Raw genomic sequence first — 22,963 nt, forward strand, 5'->3', positions numbered from 1 at the left:
CTAAAATCTAAAATCTAAAATCTAAAATCTAAAATCTAAAATCTAAAATCTAAAATCTAAAATCTAAAATCTAAAATATTAAGCCCCCATCTTACGAGGGGGGGCTTGACATTTGTACCACTAAATGTTAGGAATCTATTAATCGTCCGAGCCGTGTCTCTCGCTGGCTTGTATGGACTTTTCAAAAGTCATTCGCTGTTCGGCATTTTTCAGAAAATAACCGCTAATCATAGCCGAGGCGAGCAATCTACCCAAATGTTCGCGACTGGTAGTCACTGTCACCCCGAAGTGTTCCGAAGGCAAATTCCCCAAAAGTCCAACAATATTTCGCTCCATTACTTGAAACACTTCGTGAGAGGTCGGCTTAGACAACTGAGAAACTGTGTCGGGAGCCATTGACTGCACGTATTGCCATAATAAGTTGGCATTTTCTCCGTCTTCTTCAAAGAATTCTGGGGATTTATTAGATGAGTTGCTCACGAGTACCTCCGTTTAAGAGACAGCTTTTTATGTTAGACGCGGGCGGTTAAATTAAATAACCCTTATCGGATCGCTGCTGATCTTTATTACTAAGTAATTACTAATGTAGCAGGACAGTTGTAGCAACCAAGTGGGCACAACCGAATTAAAGACGGCGGTTTTTACGATTTTAAATTGGGGATGGCGAGTGGGGGAGACCCGATCGCCATTCCCAATCTACCTAGCTGGCTAGATAATCGTTTATATCTTGCTTGCGCTTGCGGAGTTTGGTTAAAGCTTCTCGTTCTATTTGCCGCACTCGCTCCCGACTGATATTGAGACGATCGCCTATTTTTGCCAAGGTTAAGGTTTGCCCGTCTTCTAAACCGAACCGCAAGGCGAGCACTTCTCGCTGTTGCTGAGTCAGTTCCGCCATCAGGTGCTCTAAGTCAGTCCGCAGGGAAGATTGCAGGGCAAAATCTTCCGGGGTAGTACCCGTATCTTCCAACAAATCGCCCAACTCTGTATCTTGATTGTCTCCCACGCGCAAGTCCAGGGAAAGTGGCAGGCGCGCGCGTTCGAGATATTCGCGAATTTGCTTGGGAGTCAAATCTAACTCCGACGCCAACTCAGCCGCAGTAGCCGCGCGACCAAGCTGTTGAGCTAGCAGGCGTTGAGCCTTTTTAATTTTGTTGAGCTTTTCGGTGATGTGGATCGGCAAGCGGATGGTGCGGCCTTTTTCGGCGATCGCCCGAGTAATTGCTTGACGAATCCACCAATAAGCATAAGTAGAAAATCTATAGCCCTTAGTCGGGTCAAATTTTTCTACTCCCCGCTGCATCCCGATCGTGCCTTCCTGAATTAGATCGAGCAAATCTACGTTGCGCTTGATATATTTCTTGGCAACAGACACTACCAGGCGCAGATTCGCTTCCACCATTTGGCGCTTTGCCCTTTCCCCGTGGTCGATCGTCCGCTGCAACTGTGCCTCAGACAGCCCTACTGCCTGTGCCCATTCAGCCGCCGTCGGGTCGCGGCCTAACTCTTCGGCTAAAATATTTTTCTCCTGATGCAGTGCGGCTGAGCGCTGTACCTGTTTCCCGTAGAGTATTTCTTGCTCATGGGTCAACAGGGGAACACGGCCGATTTCCCGCAAGTAAGCGCGAACAGAATCTGTATCTGAGGACTTAAGAGTTTTCATGAGCTTTTCCCGCTGAGGATCTGTGCCTCTAAAGGTTTGCGATAGAGCAAACCCCTAGCTTTAGCTGGGAAGGAAAGCGGGCGGGGACTTGCGCTTTCCTTTCATTTAAAGAGGCTTAATTTTATGGTAGCTAGCTGCTACTCCCACTCAGCACCGTCTCAGGTTAGGTTTTGGTTGGGGCGCGCACAATGCTACGTTATATTAAGAATTTTAACATTTCTGAGATCATTTGGCTACACTTCTTCATATTTATTTCGTACAAGCCTGAGTTGCACTGAATATAAGATTACCTAATTTACCAAGTGTCAACATTTATAGCCATCCTGTACCCCTTTTCTAGGATTGGTCGATGATTTTCCCTATCCTGTACCCTCAACAGCAACATTTATCCCTTCAGTTTCATGCAATTATCTCAGAGACTGTCTAGGAATAGTCTAGAGCTTGGTTATTCCACCGCAGACCCTCGGCAAACAACCCTGGGATAGATGCTTTAAAGGGTGATAACTGCCGATCGTGTTCCTCTACATCACAGCACCACCAGCACCTAAGCTGTCCAGAACAGTCTCACCGTCCTTTAAGCTCTAGGAATTACGCATTGACAGGATAACAACATACTGAATTGATAATAGGACTTACGCATTGACAAAAAACATCATTTATCAGTTCTAGATAATAGCATCACTGTGAAGGTTCCCAAAAATATGCTCGCGTATGACTAAAGCGAACAGATTTCTTTGTAATTCATACCAACTAATAATTATCTGTTCAGAGCGCATAAACACCAATTTAACAATTGCTTGAAGTGAACAAAATATGTGAGCCTAGATTGCGAATGTATCTCTAACCAGGAACCGAGAATTTCCACATACTTGTTTTATTCCTCGGTGGAAGGTTTCAAGACCCAAATGAATATCGTGAATTGCGATAAATTGACTTTTAGTTGTCTCCGGTAGTTTTTCTGGAGCCGAATGATACAAATTTTCCCAGTTGAATCTGACTGCCAACTTTCAGAGGTGCTTCTCCCTCCGGGATTTTTTGACCGTCAACAATTACCGGGTTGCGTTTGGCTGGTAGCTGCTGGGGCGTGAGGTTTCGCACCCAGAAGTCATTAGTGCTGGTGTTAAGAAATATTTCAACGTGCTAGCAAGAAAAATTCTTTTATTCTCACTTAGTACCAATTTGCAATGCGGTCGATCGCAGCCGGTGCGAATTTTACTTGGCTGGTTTGTCTGGCTTATGCAGAAGTGAAGGTTTGCGATCGCTCCTGATTCCCTTCCATTCCAGAGCGAATTTATACATAGTTACCTGAAAAATTGACAGCCGGTCTCGCACTTGGGCCTACTATAATGCTGAGTGCCTCGCAGTTAGTCTAAGATTAATCAAAAAATGTAAAAATATAATTAGATTAGTTTTTCTACCGAATGCCTGAGTCGTTGAATCTAAAACCTAACATCTAAAACTCTGCCGCCATGTCCAAAAAAAACGAAACCGCTGTTCTCGTATTATCGCTCCTAATTACGATCGGTCTAGCCGGTGCAGGTATTTGGTGGCTGACAAGCCGCAGCGGCATCAATCTCGGAGGTTCATCACCCCAAAAGCAGTATCTGAGTGCCGGAGAAAAACTATTAGTTTCAGATAACGCAACAACAAACAAACAAGCAGCAGTAAAGGCGATCGCATCTAGAAACTACAACGCAGCTATTTCCGACTTACAAGCTTCGCTGAAAGCTAATCCCAACGATCCTGAAGCACTAATTTACCTCAACAACGCCCGCATCGGCGATCGAAAATCCTACACCATTGCCGCCGCAGTTCCCATTCGTGGCGATATCAATGCTGCTTTAGAAATTCTGCGGGGCGTTGCTCAAGCTCAAAATGAAATCAACCAAAGCGACGGCATTAGCGGTACTCCATTAAAAGTGCTAATTGCTAACGATGACAACAACCCTGAAATGGCCGCACAAATTGCCACTGCTTTAGCAAATAACTCGGAAATTTTAGGAGTAATCGGGCATTTTGGTTCTGACACAACGCTAGCAGCCAGCAAGATTTACCAGCAAAAACAATTAGTAGCAATTTCTCCCACAAGTACGTCTGTGCAGCTCTCAGGAGTTGCCAGCAATATATTTCGGACAGTGCCGAGCGATCGGTTTGCGGCTAACGCTCTTTCCCGCTATATGCTGGGAAAATTGCAAAAGCAAAAAGCTGCTGTTTTTTTTAATTCTGCCAGCAGTTACAGCAAATCTTTAAAAGATGAATTCACTACTGCTATTTACGGAGATGGAGGACAAATAGTAGGCTATTTTGACTTTGCTAATGGCAATTTTAATGCGGCCAATAGTGTTAAAAGTGCGATCGCCCAAGGAGCACAAGTCATTATGTTAGCATCCGATTCAGCCACCATAGACAAAGCTTTGCAAGTAGTGCAAATAAACGCCAAACGGCTGCCCTTATTAGCAGGAGACGGCGCTTATACTGCTAAAACACTGCAAATCGGTGGAGCGGGAGCAACAGATATGGTGCTGGCTGTTCCTTGGCACATTCTCGCAGATCCGCAGTCAAACTTTCCGCAAACATCCAAACAACTTTGGAATGCAGAAGTAAGTTGGCGCACAGCTTTAGCCTACGACGCGGCGATCGCGTTAATTGCCGGTTTAAAGCGCAATCCGACTCGTACAGGCATTCAACAAGCTTTATCGGCGTCAGATTTTTCGGCAAAAGGAGCATCCGGGCCGATTCGGTTTTTACCTTCGGGCGATCGCAATCGAGCAGTTCAATTAGTAACTGTTAAACCGGGAAATCGCACCAGTTACGGTTACGAGTTTGTGCCGATATCCGGTTTGTAAAGTATTTGCGATCGCCAAATGTAGGTTATAATATTCATTGGTAAGTTCTAGGGATTTTCAAGCAGAAATACTTCCAAAATGAGTATTTATCCGTAACTAGAAAAATTGTATGGTAAAAGATCGGTTTCATGGTGTTGTTAAGACTGGTTTAGAAAAAGAAGGTTGGCAGATTACCGCTGACCCCTATCAAATTAATGTTGATGATGTAGATTTTGAGATTGATTTAGCGGCGGAACAACTGTTAGCGGCCCAGCGAGATCATCAGAAAATTGCTGTAGAAGTTAAAAGTTTCATCAGCCCATCCAATGTTTCAGATTTTCATACTGCCTTGGGACAATTTCTCAATTATCGCGATGCGCTTGAAACGATTGAACCAGATCGCCGCCTCTATCTAGCGGTGCGAGTGCCAATTTATGAAACTTTCTTTCAACGACGGTTTATTGTGGCTGCGGTTCAGCGATATCAACTACGATTAATGATTTATGATGTGCAACAGGAGGTTATTGTTCAATGGCTATAGACCAATATAGGCAATACATTCGTCATCTACTTTCAGAACGGCGAGAGCGCGCTTCGATACAACGCAATGCCCAAGAATATGAAGTACAAACTCTTTTCGATGCTGAGCAAGATCATTATCAACTTCTGTATGTTGGTTGGCGTGGAAATAAACGCGATTTTGGCTGTATTCTGCATCTTGATATCAAGGGTGGAAAAATTTGGATTCAGCATGACGGTACTGAAGTCGGAATTGCGAACCAACTCGTCGAACTGGGAGTGCCTAAAGAAGATATTGTTTTAGCATTCCATGAACCGGAAATACGCCAGTTTACTGATTTTGGTACCGGGGAAGCGATCGCCCTCAGTTTCGGGTAGGTAAATTAGGTGTAACCGATGGGGCGAAGAGATTCTTTTTTTTAAGATAGAAAGACAAATTTCGATAGGAGAAGTGATTTAAAGTTGCGAAACTCCGATCGGTCTAACTTGTCTGTGTCTCTCAAAAACAGCCCTCGGTTTCAAGGCAATTCTCAACAACAGCCACAGCGATCGCCATTCTCCGGGAGTTTCCTGCCGCTTCCACTGGCCGGGGCGACAGTACAGCATTTCGATCAAACAGCGGTGCTGGCTAATGTTCAGGCGATCGAACGCAATTCGCACAGTGGGAAATTCCGCAAAACTGCACCCTGCATTATCCCGAAAACTCGACTCCAACTGAGATTTATCGCTCACCAACTCAATCTTAGCCACAGGAATAAAACATTTCTCTTCCATAATTTCCAGAGTCGCCGAATCGCAATCAATCAAACCTTTGGCCAAAGTCGCCTCAGTGCCCAACTCAAGAACAGACGGCGCTAGCGAGTTCCTCGCTTTGACTGCCGCAGTGCGAGAGATCGCTTTTATTTTACCCTGCGATAAACTTGTCTCAACGGCATATTTTTGCAAAATCTCTGCAGTAAAATTCTCTTTACTGCCTTTACCTTTCACCGCAAAACTTGGCCACTGCGTCAGAGCAACTTCAGCACCACTTTCCGAAATTACAGTGGTTATACCCCAAAAACTTTTACCGCCAATATTCAATTGTACAACCCTGCGTAAATTGAACCATTCGTAAATGTCCGGCTTAGGAATATCCACCAAAATCAGTAATGCAATCCCCAGCATCAGCAAGTTGTAAGCGCTCCAAATCCATCCCAAACTCATCCCTTTTAACAAATATGCACTTTCTGATATGGCCTGTAAGCTGCCAATATTTTTAATTAAATTAATGTTTAAATTGTGCCAAAAACTGAATGCTGTAGCTGCAAACAAGACAATCAAAGGCCATCCCAAATTCCAGTTAAAACTAAAGCGATCGCTCGCAATTCCTTTCGGCGTCACCTTAAACCCTTTCTCAAAGGGATTCAGCATGGCGCTCACCACCGTCACCGCTAAAGGAATACACTGGACGAACGAATAAACATCGGAAAGCAAAGCCGATCGCGATCTGCGGTTCAGCCAAGAAAACACAGTCACTTGCACCAAATAGTAAGGCAGGAAAAAGTACAGCAATTCCCGCGAATTTGCCCGCAAAGGAAGTATGCCGAGAAACGAATAAGCTAAAGGCATCAACAGAAACAAAACCCTGGTTAAACTGGTAAACCAGTGCAGCAATCCTTCCAGGTGAGACAGCCTTTGTACGAATCTGAGGCCGCGAATTGTTAAAGGATTGGAATCAATAAAAAAGGCCTGAAGCGTGCCTCGCGCCCAGCGCAACCTTTGATTTAGATGAGCCTCTATATTTTCAGCCGCCAAACCGGCGCTCAATTTTTCATCTAAATAAACCAAGCGATACCCGGTTGCTGACAGCCGAATTCCGGTAAAATAATCTTCGCAGATTGAATCTGTGACCAAGCCTCCCGCTGTTTGTAGGGCGCTGCGCCTAACTACAAAAGATGTACCGCAACAAATCATGCTGTCGGCGCTGTCTTTGATGATTTCAATTTGCCTGTAAAATACTTCTTCTTCCGGTGCGAGCACATTTTCTAAACCTAAATTGCGGGCGATTGGGTCGTGGTTGTAAAAGCTTTGCGGTGTTTGAACGAGGGCGATTTCGGGATTTTGAAAAAATCCAACTGTTCTAGTTAAAAAGTTTTTAGTTGGAATAAAATCTGCATCGAAAACTACAATTAGTTCTCCATTCGTTAGGGCTGTAGCGTGATTGATGTTTCCAGCTTTGGCGTGAATATTATCGGGTCTTGTTATATACTCGCATCCAAGTTCTTTTGCCAGCAATTTGATTTCATGGCGCTTTGTATCGTCAAGCAAGTATACTTTTTTGTTGGCATAATCTAAAGCTTGACAGCCGATGACTGTGCGCCGTAAAATAAAAGCCGGTTCGTTGTAAGTTGGGATAAAAATATCTACGGGCGGGGCAAAGTTTCCAGATTCAACTGCAACTGCCATGCGATCGGCTTCTCGACGCCGGTCTTTCACTCTCAGCATTAAATACAGTTGAATCGTGGTGGTCAAAACCATTAACATTTCTAGTAAAAACAGCCCCAAACTAAAGATACCGTTGAGGGGATCGCTTAAATTGAGAGTAGCCAGCGATCGCCACAAAACGTAGCGAATGGTTAAAGCCAGAACTATTGCAACTACTACAGCGCGCGATCGTTTCTGCGGTTGAGGCGAAATTTTAATTGCAGCTAAAGCAACTGAGACCAGCACAAAAGTCGGCACTAACAAATACATCTTGCTCGCAGCAGGTACTTGCAGCCACACAGGCGGGTTTTGCTGCCAAGTGTTGATTGTGGCAAAAATACCGCTGACAGTACCTTCACCTGCAAACCAGGCCCCGGCGATCGCACCTGCGAAAGCAACCGCCCCCAACACGACTAGCGTTGCCGCCGGCACCCGCGAAATCGGCCAAAAGCCGCGTTTCAAGTCTTGAAGGTTAAATCTTGAATTTGTCATAAAATGTGAAATTCCCGATCGTGCCTGCAACAGTCAGAGTTTCCTGCTGTCCACTTTTTAATTCAGTTGAAAATTCCCACACACCCCAATTATTATATTTACATTTTTTAACATTTTGACAATTTTATGATAATTCATCTTGCTTCCTGGTGGCAAACCGCTCAGCGAGTCGAATCCCGGCAAGGTAAAAGCAACAGATCGATTATGTGCGATCGAACAACCGCAATAAAATTAGTTTGTAGTGAGGACTTTAATCCTCTGAGTTTTATGAGGAGGGAAATCCTGACTACAAACGCGATCGCTGCATTCTTGGACGAATGGCGATATCAGCCCGGTTTTTTCCTAGATTTCTAGTTTCTCCTGCTTTCTTTTGTTCTTGCAAGTGCGTTATTCGCATCTTTGCCGTTAGTTGAAAAAAGATTATCTTGTCTGCAAATCAAATAGGATTGCTATATCAAACTATAGCAATCCATAGGGTTTAACAATTAGACGAATTTGACATCTAACTAAAGGTAGATAAATTTTATCTTAATTTAAAAAAATTACCGCGTTCGCAGCACCAAAACCCAGCCATCAAAGAACTACTCAGAAATTGCTAATTGCGAGATTGCATAGCGGGCGACAGCCAAACTAACTCTCGCTTGTTCTATTTCCGACAATTGGGCCCAAGGTTTTCTAGTCGCCACGACCAATTCCACCCCTTCCGCATCAACCTCTCGCATTGCATAAGCCAAAGGACGCGCCAACACCTGCAAATCTTCCTCAGCCCACTGAGGCAAAATATCTAACACGCACTCTACCATTTGGTCAGCTAAAGATTGATACTTAACAGTTGCGTTTTGCACGCTTTGAGCGATGCTGGCCAGAAACTCTTGAGGAACGCGAGCAAATTTCTCGCGCAAAGACTTGTGCAGACCAGTCGCCAGCCAAACTTGTTCTAATTGTGCGAATAAAACTTGCGACTTCAGGGCAATATCGCTGTCGCTGAAGGAATCAGACAGTGCAAATTCCTGCTCTAGGGCAGTCAAATAAGATTCTGATTCAAGCTGTGCAGGGTTCCACGGATAAGCAACATCAGTCTGAACAATTGTGGCGAGAAGTTCCATCTCAGCCTGAGTTTGCGAGTCCCGAAAATATTGAGAATCAGAAGATTGGGTAGCCATGATGTAATACCTAAGTGGGAAAAGGAGAATACAGAAGAGGGACTGTGCCAAGAGCTAGTTGCGAGCTATCATTGGTTAGTGGCTCTTTTAACTTCAGACTTGAGACTCAACGCCCAGAACTGTGCTGTGCCGCTCGCCCCTCGCCTTCATTAGCTACACCCGCACCTTAATTCGTTCCGCAATCAGTCTCACTGTAGCCCGAAGTTTTGGGAACCTCAATAGTGAACTCAAAAATCTGACCTTGAGAACTGCCAAATTTTAGCTGAGTGCCGCTGTGCAGCAGCAATTCTTGGTGGTGAACTCTCAGCCATCCCTCATGCCCCAAAACAAGAGTCCCGTAGCGAGAAAAATCGCGCAGGAAGTAGCTAGGTTCTTCCCGGCTATCTCCGATACTGTTTCTGCAGAAAATCTCGGCGTGTTTTTGAGAAACCCACTGTTCTCGAATCACTACGTCGTTTTCTTCCCAGCGTCCGACTCGAACCATACCGGCGCGAATCGACCAAACCTGATTCGCCGAATCGGTGGATTTGGCATTTGGTCGATCGCGCCCCCGCAAATAAGCACAAGACGGCAAGCGTCCCAGCCAAGTAGAAGAAGTTAAAGGCAATTCAGTTTTGAGGTCATCTACCGGCTCAGTCAGTTGACCGTCAAACTCAGGGTGCATATACAGCACCGGCAGCGTCCAAGCCGGTTGATTGAACTTGTAGAGCGTCAGTAGCTGCTGTCTGGCGACGGCGACAGCCCGATCGACCGACATCCGCCCGGCCAAAGCTCGAGCAAAAGTTTGGATAAAACTCAGGGCCTCGCGATCGGCGATCGAGTCCCGCATCCCCAACACCGCCGGCACCCCGTGATGGATCAGTACCTCAGCCAAACTGCTGCGGGCGATCGCGTGTTGCCGGCCGTTAGTTGAGTCCAGCCTCTCCACCGCCGGCTGAGCTCCCCAGCAGGCATTAAACACCGCCAGCGTCACGCGGCACCGAACTAACACCTGAGCTAGTTCAGTACCGTTAATCGCGGTGTCCGGCCCCAAAAACAGCAAGCCGCCGTCGGGGCCCGGTATTCCGTGGCCGGCGTAAAACAGAATGTTGTAAGTTTGCGTTTCCAGCCGAGAAATTAGTTCCGCCGGAGTAGGTTCGATCAGAGTATCGACGCGAGTCGGAACGCTGATGTCAAAATATTTGCCCCTTTCGTCGGTTTGGAAAGCACTTTCCAGAACGCCAGCTAGGGCCACTGCTTCTTCTTCCAACTGCAAATGACCGTTCTTGCTGTTGGAAAATTGAGAATTAGCACCGCGGCCGGGTTCTGCTTGTCCCAAAACTAGCAAAATATTGAGCGACTCCGCAGGACGCAGGGGCGGCAAAGGTTCAACATTGCTGGTAGTGCGGCTGAAAAGCAGTTGCTGCGACAGAGAAATCGCCGGTTGACCGGCTTGAGGCTGCATAATTTCCCAAGGTAAAGCAATTAAATACGGTTCGCGCAAGTCTATGCGTACTCGCAGCGGTAGATTTTGCCCGATCGCGATACCTTTACTTTCCTGGAGACTACCCTGAATCGGCCCTTCAAACAGCCACTGCCAAAGATTAATCCCCAAATGCTGCATCAGGCGACTGCTGTAGCTGGCGGGTGGCGGCGGATTCTGCTCCCCCCTGTTGCCCCACCCCCCTTGACCGACGTGGAGCGGCACAGAGGGCGTCGGTGGAGGTAGCAGCAGCGACTGAGGGGTTCGTTTTTCAGTTTCTGCCGGTATATTCTGGTTGTTTTCCGGCGAGACGAAACTGCCATCAGGATTTAGGGGCAATTCGTGAATTGTCCCGGAGGGCGAAAACATTTCCTGCCAAGCTTTCCAAGATTGGGATAGGGTATCGGGCCACATACAGTCGTGGTGAACGTACCCGCTGGGATAGGGAGCTTGTAGAACCCAAGTGGCAAAATGGTTTGCCCCAGCGGTTCTCAGGCGAGCGATCGCTATACTGAGGCAAGGACTTTCAGGGCGCGCCATTCACAACTACCGACTCTGGATATAGGGTGGGATCGAGTTTCTATATTAGTAGTTTATCGGGTTTGGGGTTCGATCGAGTGCGAGAGATTGCTTTGGGAGTTTTTACTTTTACCAAAAATTTGGGTCTAAAGCCCCGTCCTTCGCTTGACGGCTTTAATTTTGACAAAACTGTATTATGGTTTTTATATCCAGTTCAAGGACGTAAATGTTAGTATTTGAAGCCAAGCTAGAAGGAAAGAGCGAGCAGTACGAACGGCTAGACGAAGCCATTCGTACTGCTCGCTTTATTCGTAATAGCTGCATCAGATACTGGATGGAGACGAAGGGTGTGGGTCGCTATGACTTAAGCGCTTATTGCGTAGTTCTTGCCAAGGAATTTCCTTGGGCCGCCAAGCTTAATTCAATGGCTAGGCAGGCTTCCGCAGAAAGAGCTTGGTCATCAATTGCACGGTTCTTCGACAACTGCAAAAAGGCAAAACCAGGAAAGAAAGGGTTCCCACGTTTCAAGAAGCACGAGACACACGATTCTGTAGAATACAAAACTTGTGGGTGGAAGCTTTCAGAGGACAGGCGAAGTATAAACTTCAGCGATGGCTTCAAAGCAGGTTGTTTCAAGTTATGGGGAAGTCGCGACTTGCACTTTTATCAGCTAAATCAAATTAAACGGGTGCGCGTAGTTCGTCGGGCAGACGGCTACTATGTGCAATTTTGTATTGACGCTGAACGCAACGAAAAGCGTGAACCGACCAGGAAAACTATCGGTTTGGATGTAGGGCTAACTCATTTCTACACGGACTCGGACGGAAATACCGTCGAGAACCCGCGTCATCTAAGAAAATCAGAGAAGTCGCTAAAACGACTTAATCGCAGCCTCTCCAGAACCAAAAAGGGTTCTAAAAACAGAGATAAGGCGAGAAATCGCTTGAACAAAAAACACCTCAAGGTAAGTAGGCGACGTAAAGACTTTGCTGTGAAATTGGCAAGGTGCGTAGTCCAGTCTAACGACTTGGTAGCCTATGAAGACTTGCAGGTGAAGAACATGGTCAAAAACAAAAAGCTATCCAAGTCGATATCTGATGCAGCTTGGACAGCTTTTAGAAATTGGATAGAATACTTCGGCAAAGTGTTTGGAGTAGCAACTGTTGCAGTACCACCGCACTACACCAGCCAAAACTGTTCTAATTGCGGGAAAGTTGCGAAGAAATCACTAAGTCAAAGAACGCACATTTGTCCGCAGTGCGGATTTGTCTTAGATCGTGACTGGAACGCTGCTCGCAACATATAGCAATCCTAAATCTGTCGCAAAATCGAGCGAGACCAGAATCCTTGCAGTGCGAGCCAGAAAGCTCGCGTATAATGCAAGCAAATCATTTAGGATTGCTATATTGGAACTTGGATTGCGTACCGTGGGGCACACGGGAACCTTAAACGCCTCTGGAGACATCGACCTCTGCTTGAGTGAAGAAACTCCTTCAACTAAGTCGGGTCGTAGAAAGAGGAAGCCTAAACAGTGATGTTTAGAATCCCTGCGCGTTCACGCCAGGGAGAATGTCAATTAGTGCCCAAAAATTTATCTAAATTCGGTACATCTACCCAAGTTCCCGTAGCATTCGACTCCTGGGTCAAATCCATCAACAACTGCGAGTAAACCCCTTCTCTGAGGGACGGTATCAACGATTTCCCCGCATCTATTGCTTCTACCCACCTATCTACTACTCGAATAAACGCTGCAATTCTCCCGTCTGGATAAACTTGAGGAAACTCCAATCTTTGAGGAATTTTGATTTCAGCTAAAGGTTCTCCACCTTGAGAACCCCACAAGCGAAATCCGTGGACGTAATCTTGCTGGTTGTCGCTTCCCAACACCAACGTACCCTTACTCCCGTATATTTCTACCCAGTGTCCCCGCCCTTGATAAGTAACAGAACTCAAACAAACTTGACAAGGCGTTCCCCCGGCTAATTCCAACATCAACGTGCAAGAATCATCTGCATCAACTAATTTTAAATTTCCCGAATCATTGGGATCGGGCCTGGCCGAAATTCCTGTAATCAATTGCCCAGAAAGCCTTTGCGGCGGACCGAACAGCCAGCTAATATAATCAAAAACATGAGAACCTGTCGCGCCCAAAACTCCGCCGCCTCGCTCTTTCTGCGCGTACCAATTCCAAGGGCGAGTAGCATCAGCGCGGCTCGACACCAGCCAATCAATCTTAATTAAACGCTTTTCTCCCACATATCCTGCTGCCAATAATTCTGCTAGCATTTGCCATGCGGGGATGAAGCGAAACTCAAAGTCCATTGTGGCAATTGCTCTCGAACTACCCTTTTTAAAATCGGTTTGAGATTCGCTGTTTGCCAATCGGTAAAGTTCCCTGGCTTCATTTGCTGTCAGGGCTGTGGGTTTTTCTAATAATAAATGCTTGCCTGCTTCCAATACGGTTTTTGCCATTTCAAAATGCAAAAATGGCGGCGTGGAAATGCTTGCACCCGCTACTTCTGGGATGGCCACTATATCGGCGATCGAGTCGCAAGCGTAGGGGATATTGTGGGTAGAGGCGATCGCCTTTGCTTTGTCTAAATTCCGGTGGTAAACAGCCACAACCTCTGTCCGGTGATGGGCCTGGAATCCGGGAAGGTGCACTTTTTGACCGAAACCTGTACCGACTACTGCAACGCCAATTTTTGACATGATTTAATAATTGGGAATTGTTAACTGTTGACTGTTGACTGTTGACTGTTGGCAGTTGGCAGTTGTTAGTTGTTAGTTGTTATTTGTTATTTGTTAGTTGTTATTTGTTAGCTGCGACCAATAACTAATGACCAATAACTAATAACTAATAACTAATAACTAATCCTGTTAACTATTGACTGTTGACTGTTGACTGTTAACTGTTAACTGTTAACTGTTAACTGTTGACTGTTGACTGTTGACTGTTAACTGTTGTTATTTGTTAGCTGCGACCAATAACTAATGACCAATAACTAATAACTAATAACGACTAATCAATGACTAATAAGTCATAACTAATAACTCATAACTAATGACTACTGACTACTGACTACTGACTACTGACCACTGACTAACTACCCATTCAATTACTTGTTTGCCCAAACTAACGCCGTCAAACAAGTCAATTTCTCTGAGCCCTGTAGGGCTGGTGACATTAACTTCCGTGAGATAACCGCCAATGATATCAATGCCGACAAAGTACAGTCCGTCCCGTTGCAGTACAGGTTCTAACTGAGTGCAAATTTGCAGTTCGCGATCGGTAATTTCGGTTTTTGCGACTCGGCCGCCGACGGCCATGTTGCCGCGAAATTCATTGCCGGTGGGAATGCGGTTGAGTGCACCGATGGGCTTGCCGTCCAACAAGATAATCCGTTTATCTCCCTCTTTTGCTTCCGGCAGATAAGTCTGAACCATCACTGGAATTTGCCCTTGTTGAGTGCTAATTTCGACCAGGGAATTGAGATTGCGATCGCCTGGTTCCAAAAACAAAATCCCCTCGCCAGCTTTGCCGCCCAAGGGTTTAAGAACTGCCGCTCCTTTTTTCTCAACAAATTGCCGAATTACCTGCTTGTTTTGAGAAACAATTGTCTCGGGGATCGCTCCCTCAAATTGCAAAGCATACATCTTTTCATTCGCCTCCCGCAATCCTTTGGGACTGTTAACTACCAAAGTTTTAGCGGGATTGATGCCATCTAGAAGGTAAGTAGCGTAGAGGTAAGCAGTGTTGACTGGGGGGTCTGTCCGCATAAATACTGCGTCCATTGCTTCCAGAGGCTGCAAAGTAGGCTGTTCCACCTCGTACCAAGCCTCAGCAGCCTCCCAGCGTCCACCTACAAGTTTGACTGGGGTGAGGGCTACCCGACTGAGCATTGCCCAGGTTTTGCCGCCGATGACGCTTAATTCGTTGGCTTGAGTCGCCCAGACTTCGTGACCCAACTCTTGAACTGCCTCCATCAGCGCTACGCTGGTATCGTGTCCTGGAATTAGTCGCGCTAGGGGATCGATGATGAATGCAAATTTCATTGTCAGTTACAATTAAGAATTGGTCGCAGGAAAATTTTGGCAAACTCAAAAAAATTCTACAGGGAATGCCTCATTTTGCTAGCAGCGGGTCTAGCTGACCGAGAGCGTCGAGTTCGTGCATTTCGTCGCAGCCGCCTATGTGTTGGTCGTTAATGAATATTTGGGGCAGGGTGCGGCCTCCGTTGGCTCGATCGCTCATTTGAGCCCGTGCTGCTTCATCTCCGTCGATCGCGTACTCTGTAAAATGAACCCCTTTTCGCTTCAGCAGTGCTTTGGCACGAATGCAAAACGGGCAGGTTCTCCAAGTGTAAATTTCTACTTTAGGGGTCATCGGACGCTAAAACAATAACAATATTTTTTAATTGTAATCTTAACCAATCTTATTTTAATTTTTATATAGTTGCAGCAAGCAAGCTGTAAAGTTATTATTTATACAATTTTCTTTAATTTTAGCCTACACATAAAAAATACCCACGCTTCAAGAAACGGAGAGATTTTGAAAACAAGCAGCAGCTTGGGCCTGCCTACCGTTGCTGACCGACCTGCTTGTTTCGTTTTCTGCCGGAACAGATGATTCCTGCGCCTGTCAGCAGGAGTGCTACCACAGTACCCGGTTCTGGGATAGCTGTTCTCGTAGGGGTGGGGGGGTTTTTGTAGATGTCTGGAAAGGTCGGCGTTGGCGCCACTATGGGTGAAGGCGACACTATCGGGTTTCCGATCGCAGGCTGTTGGGCATCAGGCAATTGATCTGTAGGCTCTGGCGTGGTCAGTGGCGATTCAACTGCCGGCGGCGGCGTCGGCGCTACGGGGTCTACTGTCGGTGCTGGTGATTGGAGGACTACCGGCGATTCTTGCGGTACGGGCTCTGGCGAGACCAGTGGCGGTTCGACTGCCTGCGGTTCCGGTACCGGGTCTGGTGTTGCCAGTGGCAGTTCGACTACCTGCGGTTCTGGTACCGGTTCTGGCGTTGCTACCTGCGGTTGCGGTACAGCGTCTCGCAGGGATGTTGATGATGAGGCCGATGTTGATTGCTGGCCCTTCACGCACTGATCGGAAAAGTTTCCGGGCCCGCACACATCGATTGCTGCTGAAGCCGGAGGGGCGGCAGCTAGATAGTAGAACGCTGTTGCCATTGTGGCAGAGAGTCCAATTGCTAGTTTTGCCAGTGGCGTACACATAACTATTTAGTTAAACAGTGGTAAAATCCGAAAATAGAAAGAGTGCTAGAGATTAGCGCTGCACGACGACGGGCAAGGATTTTAGACCTCTGACAGTGGATGTTTTCTCTCGCGGGCGCCTGTAAAAGATAGTATAGCGCTTGAGGCGATCGCCCAAACACTTTCATCATATTATTCTCTTTCACTTTCTGACCGCCTAGCGTGGTTTGCACTGGTTAGTGGTTTGCACGCAGTGAAGCAACATCTTTTTGCAACCTCTCAACCAACAGCCGTTACAGCCATTAAAAAAGAGTGTTCTTACCTTGACCGCCGCCTCCTGAAATTAATTATTTAACGGCTCGCAAACTAGCTCTGCTTTATTGTACGAAATGCACAATCTGACTACTCTTTTATCATCTCATGGTTTGACGATATCTGTCCTCAGTATATGTACGTATATTCCTGAATGTCAACTACTAAAAAGGAATATTTAAGTATTTACCGAGGGTAGAGGGCGTATTGAATGAGCTGAGCTAGTCTGTCGCGGAGTGTTTCCATGCCGAGACCTTTGGCTGCCGAAATAAATACGGCTTGAGGAAACTCTTCTCGGGCGAGGGCGAGAGTCTCTTCATCTACTGCGTCGATTTTGTTAAAGGCTACAAGGGCAGGCCCGGGGGTTACGGGCATATCTGTCAAAATATTCATCACCGATCGAATTTGGCTGTGCCACGCTGGATGGGAGAGATCCACGAGGTGCAGCAAAGCATCGGCGTCAGTGACTTCTTCGAGGGTAGCCCGAAAAGCGTCGATCAAGGCGGGGGGCAGTTCCCGAATAAAGCCCACTGTATCTGTGAGGACGATCGACAGGGGTTCTCCGGTGACAGTGCCAGGAATGGTCAACCGTCGGGTTGTGGGGTCGAGGGTGGCAAATAACTGGTCGGCGGCATAGACCTCGGAATTCGTGAGCAGGTTGAGCAGAGTCGATTTACCGGCGTTGGTGTAGCCGACGATCGCCACTGAGGGTACTTCGTGGTGGTGTCGGTTCTGCCGCAACCGGAAGCGATGGGCCAGCAGTTGATTTACTTCTTGCTGCAATCGAGAAATGCGTTTGGCGATCGTCCGCCGTTCGGTTTCTAGTTTGGTTTCCCCGGGGCCTCTGGTACCGATGCCGCCGCCCTGCCTGGACATTGCCTGACCGCGACCTGTGAGCCTGGGCAGGGCGTACTCTAGCTGAGCGAGTTCGACTTGCAATTTACCCTCGCTCGATCGAGCTCTTTGGGCAAAGATGTCGAGAATTACCTCTGTTCGATCGACGACGCGGATACCTATCTGAGTTTCTAAGTTCCGTATTTGTGCGGGGGCCAGGTCGCGATCGAATACCACGAGGTTAGCGCTAATCGTCTGAGCGGTGAGGGAAATTTCCTGAACTTTACCTTCGCCGACGACTGTCTGCGGATGGGGGCGCGATCTTTTTTGGCGCACTGTTTGCAGCACCTGACCCCCCGCGCTTTCAACCAACCGCGTGATTTCTGCGAGCCCGTCCTCAAACTCCAGCAAAGTCATGTGCTGAGTCATTACACCTACTAACAGCACTTTGTCTTGGTCTGCATCGACCTGCTTAGCGACAAACTCTGCTTCAAACTCTGCTTCGAGTCCTTCCACCAAATCCAGAAAGTCTTGGTCGGCGAGTTCGTCCAAATTTAGCGGTTCTGATATTTTCCAGGGAAAGTTTTGAGTTTTAATTGCTGACTTTTGAATAGAAGGCTCTTCTATTTCATCAGTTGAATCTGGTTCTAACTGAGCGCTCAAAACAGAAAACTCAAAATTTGGCTGGTCTCCCTGGGGTATCAAGTGAGCGAGATAAGTTTCTTGGATGTAACCAGTCCCACCGCCGCCGCGGCGCTGAAATCCTGCGCCGGTCAGCGTCAGCCAAACTAGAGCGTCCAGGCGCTGAATTGCCATTGCGGTGAGGGCTGCTTCGCTTGGGGTTTCTGGCTTCAGGTGGGTGGCGATGCAGCGAATGCCGCTGAGGCGACCTCCCCCGTAGCGGGGCAATTCTAGGGGCGCAATCTGCGTTTGGCGGGGTGTACCGACGCCGACGCGAATTACTTGTCCGCGGCGGTTGATGTAGGTGCAGATTGGTTTGTCTATTTCCGTGCTGATGGCGGCGACGCGCTGGGCGAATTCTGCCGTGGTGATGCGATCGCCCGGTAGTCGCTGGTGGTAAAGCTTTTCGAGTTGCTTGAGCTGGCTGGACTTTAAACCTTGAAGATTGCCGTAGATGGTTTCGATAACTGTTTCCCCCGATCGATCTGTCGATCTCCTATTTTAGTTAACTCAAGGGCGATCGTGTTCGGGTTTTAAGTTGAAATTTACTAAATTTTCTTGCCTCTAGCAGTTCGCGGATTCAGTATTGTCGAGTCAAAAGCGCCGTTGTTTGTCGCTGCAGGGCGATCGAGCATTTCACTGCAGCCCTCTAAACTTGCGGTTGTATTCAGTATCTACAGATACAGGATCTCGCTGAAAAATTTCTCGCAACAAAAGTTAACACTTTTTTTCTTGTTTCAAAATCCTCCTTTAGACTTGTGTATATCTTGAGCCTAAAGGCAGATAGCCAAGTAGAAATTACGTCGCTACCATGAGAAGCGAAACATTGTTAAGGAATGTAAAAACATGGAAACTCGTCCTACTAACTTGCCTCCTACGGCTAATGCTTACAACGGCAAAGATCGGAACGCCTTTCTGTTTGGCTTCAACCCGCAAGCAGAACTTTGGAACGGTCGCTTAGCGATGATCGGTTTCTTAGCTTATTTGCTTTGGGACGCGGCTGGATTTAGCGTTCTGCGCGACATACTTCACTTTCTGCCTACCTACATTGCTCACTAATGAGTAGCTGTTTTTCCTGTCTGGCAATGTGAGGAAATGCCGCCACTGCCAGACAGGCTAAAAGTTACAAATGGCAGCGACTATGGTTGTGTCCCTTTGTATCTTTCGTTACTTTTGAATGGCATTAAAAGATTTTTTGCTGTGATTCGACGATTGCGGGTGGGGGCGATCCGCTGGAGCGGTGAATATTGAGAGTAAAACAGATATTTATTGCGTAAAGTCGATCGCCCCTGCTGTATTTTTGGCAACAAATTTCATCGAGCATCTCTGTATAGCTTACGAAAAATAGGAGCATCAACGATGATTAACTCAAATTTACTGGCAGTAGTAGAATCCACTCTGACTGACACAGCATCAGGAAATTGGCAAAAACCGATAGTGATGTTTGTTTGCAATGTCTTAGCATTGCTAGTTCTCAGCCGCGTAATTTGGCATCCCCACGTCGGGCCGAAAATGCCTTTGCCCTTCCCGTCTCTGTTCAACAATGTTAGCGTACCGGCATTTCTGGCATCAATGAGCGCCGGTCATTTGCTGGGAGTATTCACGATTTTGACCCTCGGCATCGACAAGTATATTTAGGATAAATTGCGCGGCTGTTGTGCAGATTGGTTGCAGCTATACGGCCGTTTCAATGGCGCAAAAAGTTGGGGTAGGGGTAAGTGAAAAGCACTCACCCCTAATTTTAAATTGAGAGCGGGACTTACGCAGAAACTGGTTTTTTTTACGATGCACCCTACAACTTAGGCAAAATACGAGAGTTCGATCGACTTGTCAAATGCCTCACTTAAATAAAGCCTTTAAAAATCGAAATATTATGAATGCTGACCTTCATCAGCCAGGGTACAAGCCCCCGAATTCATCCGTGCAGAAAGAAAAAATATAGTATCCGATAACCAGCCCCCGGATGAATCCGTGAGGTCGCTTTATCCAATTCTTCAATTCTTTAATTCTTTAATTCTTTAATCTACAATCGATTGACGAACCCTACAGCTACTCCTTACTTTAGGTAGAGGCAGGGGGGTTTGCAGTTGAGATAGATTCTTAAAAAATGAAAAAAATTATGCCGAGTTAATTAGGGACAGTCGATCGTATATTTTTCGCTATTAATTTACCAGGTTTAAAACAATGGAATCTACATCAATCACAAATTCCGACAAACAAAACCAAAGTAGCAGCGGCGATACCGAACGCTGGGCATCTTTAATTGGCGGCGGGGCGCTGGTGCTTTTTGGTTTGTCGCAGCGTTCTTTGAGAGGTGCTTTGCTGGCGGTTGCGGGCGGCGGTTTAGCGGCGCGCGGTCTGGGAGTTGTCGAGGGTTTGCAGTCGGCTGCCGATCCGAATCAAAGCATTAAAGTTGAAAAGACGGTGACGATCGACAAACCGGCTGATGAATTGTACCGTTTCTGGCGCGATTTTGAAAATTTGCCTCGGTTTATGAAGCATCTCAAACACGTTGCGGTGATTGATGAAAAACGTTCTCACTGGATTGCCAGCGCGCCGATCGGCAACAGTGTAGAATGGGATGCAGAGATTGTCCGCGAAGCAGAAAATCGCTTAATTGCTTGGGCGTCTGTGGAAGGGGCTGATATTGACAATTCGGGTTTTGTACGCTTTCAACCGGCACCCGCAGGACGCGGTACTGAGGTAAAAGTTGTCATAGAATACAACCCTCCGGGCGGTGCAATTGGTGCTGGCGCTGCTAAACTATTTGGCGAAGCTCCCGAACAGCAAATTGCCGACGATTTGCGCCGCTTTAAGCAGTTTATGGAAGCTGGGGAAATAGCGACTACGGAAGGTCAATCTTCTGGCCGCAAGTAATAAGTTAGATAGTTAGATGGTGTCCCCCGATCTAACTTATTACTTGCACCTTTCTCAGAACAGGCAAGATGCCTGTTCCACAAAGAGTCAATTTCTTGTGGGGTGGGCATCCTGCCCGCCCATCAAAAGCTTAAAAATGGTGCAAGATGTCAGATATAACTAACATCTTGCACCATTCTCAGAACAGGCAAGATGCCTGTTCCACAAAGAGTCAATTTCTTGTGGGGTGGGCATCCTGCCCGCCCCTAAAAAGCTTATAAAAAATGGTGCAAGATGTCCGATCTAAGCATCTTTGTTGTTTACCTGATTAGCTGATGTCGTCTAAAGTGGTTTTCGGAAATGCGGGCGCTGAAGGTGCAAGTCGGGGCGGTTGGTTTGCAGGTCATTTTATGACGCCTGAAGATGACGCGCGATCGACTTCTGTATTAGAGGTAAAATGGGGCGCTCACCCCGCCGGAGATTGCAGGACTCAGTGGGCGGTAAATGCAGAAGCCACCACGCTTTCTATATTGGTAAAAGGGCGGTTTCGCCTGCAATTTCCAGAGCAAGAAATCTTGCTTTCTCGCGAAGGAGATTATGCTCTCTGGCTGCCGGGAGTGCCTCATTATTGGTCGGCCGAGGAAGATTCAGTTATCGTGACTGTGCGGTGGCCTTCCCTGTCGGGAGATAGTTCTGGAGTTAAGAATTAACTTTAACTTCGGGAACCAAAACGCGGCCGGTATAACCCGCGCGCTGGTAGCGATCGATCGCCTCTGATGCGATAACACCCGCTTTGCCGCTCTCCACCAGCGCTACGCAAGCACCGCCAAAACCTCCGCCCGTAAGCCTTGCGCCGAAGACTCCGGGGATTGACTGCAAGATGGCCGCCAGCGTGTCTACTGCCGGCACCGAAACTTCGTAGTCGTCGCGCTGGCTGGCGTGGGAAGCATTCATTAACTCACCAAAACGCTCTGCTGACAAAGATTTTACTGCTTCTAGTACGCGGTTGTTTTCGGTAACGACGTGGCGCGATCGCCTGCGGAGGGGTTCGGGCAATATTTCGACTGCTTGGGGATCGGCGATATCCCTGAGAGCTTTAACTCCCAATATCCGCGCGGATTCCTCGCATTCGGCGCGCCGCTGGTTGTAGCCGCTTCCTGCTGCTAGTTGGTGGCTTTCGCCGCTGTCAATTACTAAAATTTCTGTGTTTGTGGGAAAAGGTATCGGGCGGCATTTGAGGCTGCGGGTGTCGATTAATAGCATGGTGTTGGTGTCTGCTAAACTCGATGCCATTTGATCCATGATCCCGCAGTTCAAGCCGGCATAGCGGATTTCGGCTAGCTGTCCGATTTGAGCTAGGCGCACGTCGTCTATGGGGAGGTTGAGCAGCGCGCGCATTCCTCTGAGGGTTGCTATTTCTAAAGCGGCGCTGCTGGACAAACCGGCTCCGATCGGCACAGTCGAGGTAATGTAGAGATTTATTGGCGGTATTTTGTATCCTTCTTTTTCTAAAAGTCTGAGGCAGCCACAGAGATAAGTGACAAATTTTTGCGGTATGGTATCGTCGTCTGAAAAATTTATGAGTTCGTCATATTCTGCTGAATAAAAATGGTGTCGATCGTCGCTGCTGAAGCCGATTTGTACTGTTGTGCGTTGGGGAATCGCAGTTGGAAGTACAAAGCCATCGTTGTAGTCTGTATGTTCGCCCAGCAGGTTTACTCTTCCGGGGGCGCTGGCTGTGGTTTTGGGTAATGTACCAAATACTCGTTGGAATTTCATTTTTGGGGAATTGGTTATTGGTTATTTGTTATTTGTTATTGGTTATTTGTTATTTGGAAAAACAGCTATCCGTGTATTTGTGACTTCCGTGTCGTCCTGTTGGGGATTGGGGATCGACAAATTTATTTTCGATCGTTGCTTTTTGTATGATGACCAATTTTTTTCTGTGATTCAACACTTGTTAA

The 22,963-nt window shown here is 47.1% G+C and carries 21 protein-coding genes; 9 read left to right on the forward strand and 12 right to left on the reverse strand.

Going from position 1 to position 22,963, the window contains the following annotated elements:
- Positions 1-138 precede the first annotated feature (138 nt).
- The 3 genes from QUA56_RS22240 to QUA56_RS22255 form a co-directional block, all read right to left on the reverse strand.
- Entirely contained in the window at positions 139-480 is a 342-nt protein-coding gene (locus QUA56_RS22240) for a DUF760 domain-containing protein (RefSeq protein ID WP_172187001.1), read from the reverse strand.
- Positions 481-700: 220 nt separating this feature from the next.
- Positions 701-1,660: an RNA polymerase sigma factor, RpoD/SigA family gene (locus QUA56_RS22245; RefSeq protein WP_333361644.1), complete on the reverse strand. Its 960-nt coding sequence runs from the start codon at positions 1,658-1,660 to the stop codon at positions 701-703.
- Positions 1,661-2,596: 936 nt separating this feature from the next.
- Positions 2,597-2,758 carry a hypothetical protein gene (locus tag QUA56_RS22255; RefSeq protein ID WP_333361799.1) on the reverse strand — a complete coding sequence of 54 codons (162 nt, stop codon included), beginning with the start codon at positions 2,756-2,758 and terminating at the stop codon, positions 2,597-2,599.
- A gap of 371 nt (positions 2,759-3,129) precedes the next feature.
- Here QUA56_RS22255 and QUA56_RS22260 point away from each other — a divergent pair, with 371 nt between their 5' ends.
- From QUA56_RS22260 to QUA56_RS22270, 3 genes are all read left to right on the forward strand, one after another.
- On the forward strand, positions 3,130-4,506 hold the full coding sequence (locus QUA56_RS22260; RefSeq protein WP_333361645.1) for an ABC transporter substrate-binding protein: 1,377 nt from the start codon (positions 3,130-3,132) through the stop codon (positions 4,504-4,506).
- A gap of 109 nt (positions 4,507-4,615) precedes the next feature.
- A complete protein-coding gene (locus QUA56_RS22265; protein WP_333361646.1) occupies positions 4,616-5,026 on the forward strand; it encodes a XisH family protein in 411 nt (136 codons plus the stop codon).
- Positions 5,017-5,382: a XisI protein gene (locus QUA56_RS22270; protein ID WP_333361647.1), complete on the forward strand. Its 366-nt coding sequence runs from the start codon at positions 5,017-5,019 to the stop codon at positions 5,380-5,382. The genes QUA56_RS22265 and QUA56_RS22270 overlap by 10 nt, the downstream gene beginning before the upstream one ends.
- Before the next feature lie 78 nt (positions 5,383-5,460).
- Here the strand turns inward: QUA56_RS22270 and QUA56_RS22275 are convergent, their stop codons facing one another.
- Positions 5,461-7,959, reverse strand: coding sequence for a glycosyltransferase family 2 protein (locus QUA56_RS22275; RefSeq protein WP_333361648.1), 2,499 nt, complete (start codon positions 7,957-7,959; stop codon positions 5,461-5,463).
- A 126-nt stretch (positions 7,960-8,085) separates the two neighbouring features.
- Between QUA56_RS22275 and QUA56_RS22280 the strand changes: the two genes are divergently transcribed.
- The gene (locus QUA56_RS22280) at positions 8,086-8,313 is read left to right on the forward strand and encodes a hypothetical protein (protein ID WP_333361649.1); all 228 of its coding nucleotides are present in this window, start codon (positions 8,086-8,088) and stop codon (positions 8,311-8,313) included.
- Between the two features lie 227 nt (positions 8,314-8,540).
- Here QUA56_RS22280 and QUA56_RS22285 read toward each other — a convergent pair whose 3' ends face one another.
- Together QUA56_RS22285 and QUA56_RS22290 are read right to left on the reverse strand one after the other, a co-directional pair.
- Positions 8,541-9,122, reverse strand: a complete 582-nt coding sequence (locus QUA56_RS22285; protein ID WP_333361650.1) for a hypothetical protein — start codon at positions 9,120-9,122, stop codon at positions 8,541-8,543.
- A gap of 166 nt (positions 9,123-9,288) precedes the next feature.
- Complete coding sequence (locus QUA56_RS22290; protein ID WP_333361651.1) at positions 9,289-11,124, reverse strand: CHAT domain-containing protein; 1,836 nt, start codon at positions 11,122-11,124, stop codon at positions 9,289-9,291.
- Between the two features lie 205 nt (positions 11,125-11,329).
- On the opposite strand from QUA56_RS22290, the gene QUA56_RS22295 reads away from it, so the two are divergent.
- Positions 11,330-12,409 carry a transposase gene (locus QUA56_RS22295; protein WP_333361653.1) on the forward strand — a complete coding sequence of 360 codons (1,080 nt, stop codon included), beginning with the start codon at positions 11,330-11,332 and terminating at the stop codon, positions 12,407-12,409.
- Positions 12,410-12,675: 266 nt separating this feature from the next.
- Here QUA56_RS22295 and QUA56_RS22300 read toward each other — a convergent pair whose 3' ends face one another.
- The 5 genes from QUA56_RS22300 to hflX form a co-directional block, all read right to left on the reverse strand.
- Positions 12,676-13,815 carry a Gfo/Idh/MocA family oxidoreductase gene (locus QUA56_RS22300; RefSeq protein ID WP_333361664.1) on the reverse strand — a complete coding sequence of 380 codons (1,140 nt, stop codon included), beginning with the start codon at positions 13,813-13,815 and terminating at the stop codon, positions 12,676-12,678.
- Between the two features lie 363 nt (positions 13,816-14,178).
- Positions 14,179-15,159 (reverse strand): glutathione synthase, encoded by a 981-nt coding sequence (gshB, locus tag QUA56_RS22305; RefSeq protein WP_333361684.1) that lies wholly within the window; start codon positions 15,157-15,159, stop codon positions 14,179-14,181.
- Positions 15,160-15,229: 70 nt separating this feature from the next.
- Complete coding sequence (grxC, locus tag QUA56_RS22310) at positions 15,230-15,490, reverse strand: glutaredoxin 3 (protein ID WP_333361688.1); 261 nt, start codon at positions 15,488-15,490, stop codon at positions 15,230-15,232.
- Between the two features lie 193 nt (positions 15,491-15,683).
- A complete protein-coding gene (locus QUA56_RS22315; RefSeq protein ID WP_333361691.1) occupies positions 15,684-16,337 on the reverse strand; it encodes a PEP-CTERM sorting domain-containing protein in 654 nt (217 codons plus the stop codon).
- 477 nt (positions 16,338-16,814) lie between these two features.
- Positions 16,815-18,455 (reverse strand): GTPase HflX, encoded by a 1,641-nt coding sequence (gene hflX / locus QUA56_RS22320; RefSeq protein WP_333361788.1) that lies wholly within the window; start codon positions 18,453-18,455, stop codon positions 16,815-16,817.
- Positions 18,456-18,989: 534 nt separating this feature from the next.
- Here hflX and QUA56_RS22325 point away from each other — a divergent pair.
- The 4 genes from QUA56_RS22325 to QUA56_RS22340 all read left to right on the forward strand — a co-directional run bounded on the left by QUA56_RS22325 (position 18,990) and on the right by QUA56_RS22340 (position 21,709).
- Entirely contained in the window at positions 18,990-19,202 is a 213-nt protein-coding gene (locus tag QUA56_RS22325) for a chlorophyll a/b-binding protein (protein WP_333275293.1), read from the forward strand.
- A 300-nt stretch (positions 19,203-19,502) separates the two neighbouring features.
- Positions 19,503-19,781 carry a Photosystem I reaction center subunit PsaK gene (locus tag QUA56_RS22330; protein WP_333361695.1) on the forward strand — a complete coding sequence of 93 codons (279 nt, stop codon included), beginning with the start codon at positions 19,503-19,505 and terminating at the stop codon, positions 19,779-19,781.
- Positions 19,782-20,327: 546 nt separating this feature from the next.
- On the forward strand, positions 20,328-21,020 hold the full coding sequence (locus QUA56_RS22335; RefSeq protein WP_333361697.1) for an SRPBCC family protein: 693 nt from the start codon (positions 20,328-20,330) through the stop codon (positions 21,018-21,020).
- A 314-nt stretch (positions 21,021-21,334) separates the two neighbouring features.
- Positions 21,335-21,709: a signal peptidase I gene (locus QUA56_RS22340; protein ID WP_333361700.1), complete on the forward strand. Its 375-nt coding sequence runs from the start codon at positions 21,335-21,337 to the stop codon at positions 21,707-21,709.
- Here QUA56_RS22340 and galK read toward each other — a convergent pair.
- Complete coding sequence (galK, locus tag QUA56_RS22345; RefSeq protein ID WP_333361703.1) at positions 21,699-22,778, reverse strand: galactokinase; 1,080 nt, start codon at positions 22,776-22,778, stop codon at positions 21,699-21,701. The two genes, QUA56_RS22340 and galK, sit on opposite strands and share 11 nt — an antisense overlap.
- Between the last annotated feature and the right edge of the window lie 185 nt (positions 22,779-22,963).

The sequence above is a fragment of the Microcoleus sp. N3A4 genome, assembly GCF_036701805.1.
Lineage (GTDB): Bacteria > Cyanobacteriota > Cyanobacteriia > Cyanobacteriales > Microcoleaceae > Microcoleus.